The sequence below is a fragment of the uncultured Tenacibaculum sp. genome, from assembly GCF_947498805.1.
Lineage (GTDB): Bacteria > Bacteroidota > Bacteroidia > Flavobacteriales > Flavobacteriaceae > Polaribacter.
In genome coordinates, this window is the sequence record NZ_CANMLT010000015.1 from 1 (window position 1) to 5364 (window position 5364).

At 46.1% G+C, this 5364-nt stretch carries 2 tRNA genes and 3 rRNA genes; all 5 read left to right on the forward strand.

The features are described 5' to 3' along the window. The first annotated feature begins 213 nt into the window (after window positions 1-213). The 5 genes from Q0873_RS18100 (at window position 214) to rrf (ending at window position 5351) form a co-directional block, all read left to right on the forward strand. A 16S ribosomal RNA gene (locus Q0873_RS18100) occupies window positions 214-1734 on the forward strand. A gap of 112 nt (window positions 1735-1846) precedes the next feature. Next, window positions 1847-1920, forward strand: a tRNA-Ile gene (locus tag Q0873_RS18105). Between the two features lie 94 nt (window positions 1921-2014). Then, window positions 2015-2088, forward strand: a tRNA-Ala gene (locus Q0873_RS18110). 157 nt (window positions 2089-2245) lie between these two features. Beyond that, a 23S ribosomal RNA gene (locus tag Q0873_RS18115) occupies window positions 2246-5113 on the forward strand. Between the two features lie 129 nt (window positions 5114-5242). Further along, a 5S ribosomal RNA gene (gene rrf, locus Q0873_RS18120) occupies window positions 5243-5351 on the forward strand. The 16S, 23S and 5S rRNA genes sit together here with 2 tRNA genes alongside, the layout of an rRNA operon. Window positions 5352-5364: the final 13 nt, after the last annotated feature.

Genomic DNA, 5364 nt, shown 5'->3' on the forward strand with positions numbered 1-5364 from the left:
AGATAAATCAACTAGTTCGATTCTAGTGTTTCTACAAAGAGGTTAAGTTGAAAACGCAATGAAATTATTTGTGATAAAGAGACTAACCAAGTTCATTGAAAATATTGAAATTGACAGCGTAATTTAAAGAGTAGAATTACCACGGCGATCTAATTTAGGTTAGATTACCAAAAATTCTTTTGAAACTTGACATTAAAAATTATTAAAGATTTTACAATGAAGAGTTTGATCCTGGCTCAGGATGAACGCTAGCGGCAGGCTTAACACATGCAAGTCGAGGGGTAACAGGAAAAAGCTTGCTTTTTTGCTGACGACCGGCGAACGGGTGCGTAACGCGTATAGAATCTGCCTTGTACAGGAGGATAGCCTTTAGAAATGAAGATTAATACTCCATAATATTGGGAAGTGGCATCACTATCTAATTAAAGATTTATCGGTACAAGATGACTATGCGTCCTATTAGCTAGATGGTAAGGTAACGGCTTACCATGGCAACGATAGGTAGGGGGTCTGAGAGGATTATCCCCCACACTGGTACTGAGACACGGACCAGACTCCTACGGGAGGCAGCAGTGAGGAATATTGGTCAATGGAGGCAACTCTGAACCAGCCATGCCGCGTGCAGGAAGACTGCCCTATGGGTTGTAAACTGCTTTTATACAGGAAGAAACTTATCCACGTGTGGGTAACTGACGGTACTGTAAGAATAAGCACCGGCTAACTCCGTGCCAGCAGCCGCGGTAATACGGAGGGTGCAAGCGTTATCCGGAATCATTGGGTTTAAAGGGTCCGCAGGCGGTCAATTAAGTCAGAGGTGAAATCCTACAGCTTAACTGTAGAACTGCCTTTGATACTGGTTGACTTGAGTCATATGGAAGTAGATAGAATGTGTAGTGTAGCGGTGAAATGCATAGATATTACACAGAATACCGATTGCGAAGGCAGTCTACTACGTATGTACTGACGCTCATGGACGAAAGCGTGGGGAGCGAACAGGATTAGATACCCTGGTAGTCCACGCCGTAAACGATGGACACTAGTTGTTGGAATTATTCAGTGACTAAGCGAAAGTGATAAGTGTCCCACCTGGGGAGTACGATCGCAAGATTGAAACTCAAAGGAATTGACGGGGGCCCGCACAAGCGGTGGAGCATGTGGTTTAATTCGATGATACGCGAGGAACCTTACCAGGGCTTAAATGTAGAGTGCATGATCTAGAGATAGACTTTCTTCGGACTCTCTACAAGGTGCTGCATGGTTGTCGTCAGCTCGTGCCGTGAGGTGTCAGGTTAAGTCCTATAACGAGCGCAACCCTTATCGTTAGTTGCCATCAAGTAAAGTTGGGGACTCTAGCGAGACTGCCGGTGCAAACCGTGAGGAAGGTGGGGATGACGTCAAATCATCACGGCCCTTACGTCCTGGGCTACACACGTGCTACAATGGTATGGACAATGAGCAGCCACTATGCGAATAGGAGCGAATCTATAAACCATATCACAGTTCGGATCGGAGTCTGCAACTCGACTCCGTGAAGCTGGAATCGCTAGTAATCGGATATCAGCCATGATCCGGTGAATACGTTCCCGGGCCTTGTACACACCGCCCGTCAAGCCATGGAAGTTGGGGGTGCCTGAAGTCCGTCACCGAGAGGAGCGGCCTAGGGTAAAACTGATAACTAGGGCTAAGTCGTAACAAGGTAGCCGTACCGGAAGGTGCGGCTGGAACACCTCCTTTCTAGAGAAAGATGGTGAGTTACAAAAGAGGTAATTTGCTCTTTGCTGTTAATTTTAAAAAAAAGACTAAGATCTTAAAAGAGAGTTTAGATGTTTTAGTAAATGTCTAAGACAGTCTCGTAGCTCAGCTGGTTAGAGCGCTACACTGATAATGTAGAGGTCGGCAGTTCGAGTCTGCCCGAGACTACTACTTTTAATTGAGATTAAAGTAAGGAAATTCTAGAAGTTGGGTGAGAGTGTTAAGTAACTTAATCGCTCATGAGGCTCCTCTTACTAGAGAAGGGGAATTAGCTCAGCTGGCTAGAGCGCTTGCCTTGCACGCAAGAGGTCACCGGTTCGACTCCGGTATTCTCCACAAGGTTTTAAATAACCTAAAGTTCATTGACATATTGGTAAAATGATATCGTAAAGAATCAAGATAGAGAGTTAGATAAATATCTAACGAATTATTTTTATAAAAATATAAAGAATTATAAAGAGCTCGTTCTAGTGTAATGCTAGAGCAAAAAGTACAATAAGCTAAATAAGGGCGTATGGCGGATGCCTAGGCTTTCAGAGGCGATGAAGGACGTGATAAGCTGCGATAAGTAACGGGGAGATGCACATAATTTATGATCCGTTAATTTCCGAATGGGGCAACCCGGCATGTTGAAGACATGTCACCGAAAGGAGCAAACCCGGAGAACTGAAACATCTAAGTACCCGGAGGAAGAGAAAACAATAGTGATTCCGTTAGTAGTGGCGAGCGAACGCGGATTAGCCCAAACCTAATTTGTTACGGCAAATTAGGGGTTGTAGGGCTGCGACATTAGAATCTAAGTGAACTAGAATAGTTTGGAAAGACTAACCAAAGAGAGTGATAGTCTCGTATAGGTAAACGAAGATGATATAGCAGTACCCTGAGTAGTGCGGGACACGTGTAATCCTGTATGAATCCACCAGGACCATCTGGTAAGGCTAAATACTCCTGAAAGACCGATAGTGAACTAGTACCGTGAGGGAAAGGTGAAAAGAACCCTAAGTAAGGGAGTGAAAGAGAACCTGAAACCGTACGCCTACAAGCGGTCGGAGCACATTTACTGTGTGACGGCGTGCCTTTTGCATAATGAGCCTACGAGTTACTGTTACTAGCAAGGTTAAGGATCTAAGGTCCGGAGCCGAAGCGAAAGCGAGTCTGAATAGGGCGAATCTAGTTAGTAGTAGTAGACGCGAAACCGAGTGATCTATCCATGGGCAGGTTGAAGCTGTGGTAACACACAGTGGAGGACCGAACCAGTTGACGTTGAAAAGTCTTTGGATGACCTGTGGATAGGGGTGAAAGGCCAATCAAACTCGGAAATAGCTCGTACTCCCCGAAATGCATTTAGGTGCAGCGTTGAGTAAAAGTTTTATAGAGGTAGAGCTACTGATTGGATGCGGGGGCTTCACCGCCTACCAATTCCTGACAAACTCCGAATGCTATAAAATGTTTCTCAGCAGTGAGGGCATGGGTGCTAAGGTCCATGTCCGAGAGGGAAAGAACCCAGACCATCAGCTAAGGTCCCCAAATATATACTAAGTTGAATAAACGAGGTGGAACTGCTTAGACAGCTAGGATGTTGGCTTGGAAGCAGCCATTCATTTAAAGAGTGCGTAACAGCTCACTAGTCGAGCGGTTCTGCATGGATAATAATCGGGCATAAGTATATTACCGAAGCTATGGACTTAATAAAGTGGTAGGGGAGCATTCTATATGTGCTGAAGGTGTGCTGTGAGGCATGCTGGAACGTATAGAAAAGAAAATGTAGGCATAAGTAACGATAAAGGGGGCGAGAAACCCCCTCACCGAAAGACTAAGGTTTCCTCAGCGATGCTAATCAGCTGAGGGTTAGTCGGGACCTAAGGCGAATCCGAAGGGAGTAGTCGATGGACAACAGGTTAATATTCCTGTACTTCTTATAAATGCGATGGGGTGACGGAGTAATGAACCCGCCGCGAGCTGACGGAATAGCTCGTTGAAACACGTAGGTATTGGGACTGTAGGCAAATCCGCAGACCTAGCTGAAATGTGATAGTACCACAACTCTTCGGACGCGTGGATAGTGCGGCTAAGAACTTCCAAGAAAAACCTCTAAGCTTCAGTTTATAAGAACCCGTACCGTAAACCGACACAGGTAGTTGGGATGAGAATTCTAAGGTGCTCGAGAGATTCATGGCTAAGGAACTAGGCAAAATAGACCTGTAACTTCGGGAGAAAGGTCGCCACACTTTGTGTGGCCGCAGTGAAAAGATCCAGGCGACTGTTTATCAAAAACACAGGGCTTTGCTAAATTGAAAGATGATGTATAAGGCCTGACACCTGCCCGGTGCTGGAAGGTTAAGTGGAGTTGTTAGCTTCGGCGAAGCAATCAAATGAAGCCCCAGTAAACGGCGGCCGTAACTATAACGGTCCTAAGGTAGCGAAATTCCTTGTCGGGTAAGTTCCGACCTGCACGAATGGTGCAACGATCTGGATACTGTCTCAGCCATGAGCTCGGTGAAATTGTAGTATCGGTGAAGATGCCGATTACCCGCAGCGGGACGAAAAGACCCCGTGAACCTTTACTATAGCTTCGTATTGACTTTGGATAAGTAATGTGTAGGATAGGTGGGAGGCTATGAAGCAGCGTCGCTAGGCGTTGTGGAGTCAACCTTGAAATACCACCCTTTGCTTATCTAGAGCCTAACTCAGTGATGAGAACAGTGCGTGGTGGGTAGTTTGACTGGGGTGGTCGCCTCCAAAAGAGTAACGGAGGCTTCTAAAGGTTCCCTCAGCACGCTTGGTAACCGTGCGTAGAGTGCAATGGCATAAGGGAGCTTGACTGAGAGACATACAGGTCGATCAGGTACGAAAGTAGAGCATAGTGATCCGGTGGTTCCGTGTGGAAGGGCCATCGCTCAAAGGATAAAAGGTACTCCGGGGATAACAGGCTGATCTCCCCCAAGAGCTCACATCGACGGGGGGGTTTGGCACCTCGATGTCGGCTCGTCACATCCTGGGGCTGGAGAAGGTCCCAAGGGTTGGGCTGTTCGCCCATTAAAGTGGCACGCGAGCTGGGTTCAGAACGTCGTGAGACAGTTCGGTCTCTATCTGCTGTGGGCGTTAGAAATTTGAGTGGATCTGACTTTAGTACGAGAGGACCGAGTTGGACTAACCTCTAGTGTACCAGTTGTCTCGCCAGGGGCACTGCTGGGTAGCTACGTTGGGAAGGGATAAGCGCTGAAAGCATATAAGCGCGAAACCCACCACAAGATGAGATTTCTTTAAAGGGTCGTGGAAGATCACCACGTTGATAGGCTATAAGTGTAAGTGCAGTAATGTATGTAGCTGAGTAGTACTAATAACCCATAGGCTTATGTACGTAGTCTTCCTCCTTCGGGAGGAAGGACACTCTTTAGAAAGAGTATTTACGTAAAAACAAACTTGATTTAGATTATCATATTATTTTACCATATGTCAAACATATACAGTTGAAACAACTGAAACAGTTTAAGGTGATTATAGCAATGGGGCTCACCTCTTACCATTCCGAACAGAGAAGTTAAGCCCATTAGCGCCGATGGTACTGCCACTGGTGGGAGAGTAGGTCGTCGCCTTTCTTTTTAAACCTCA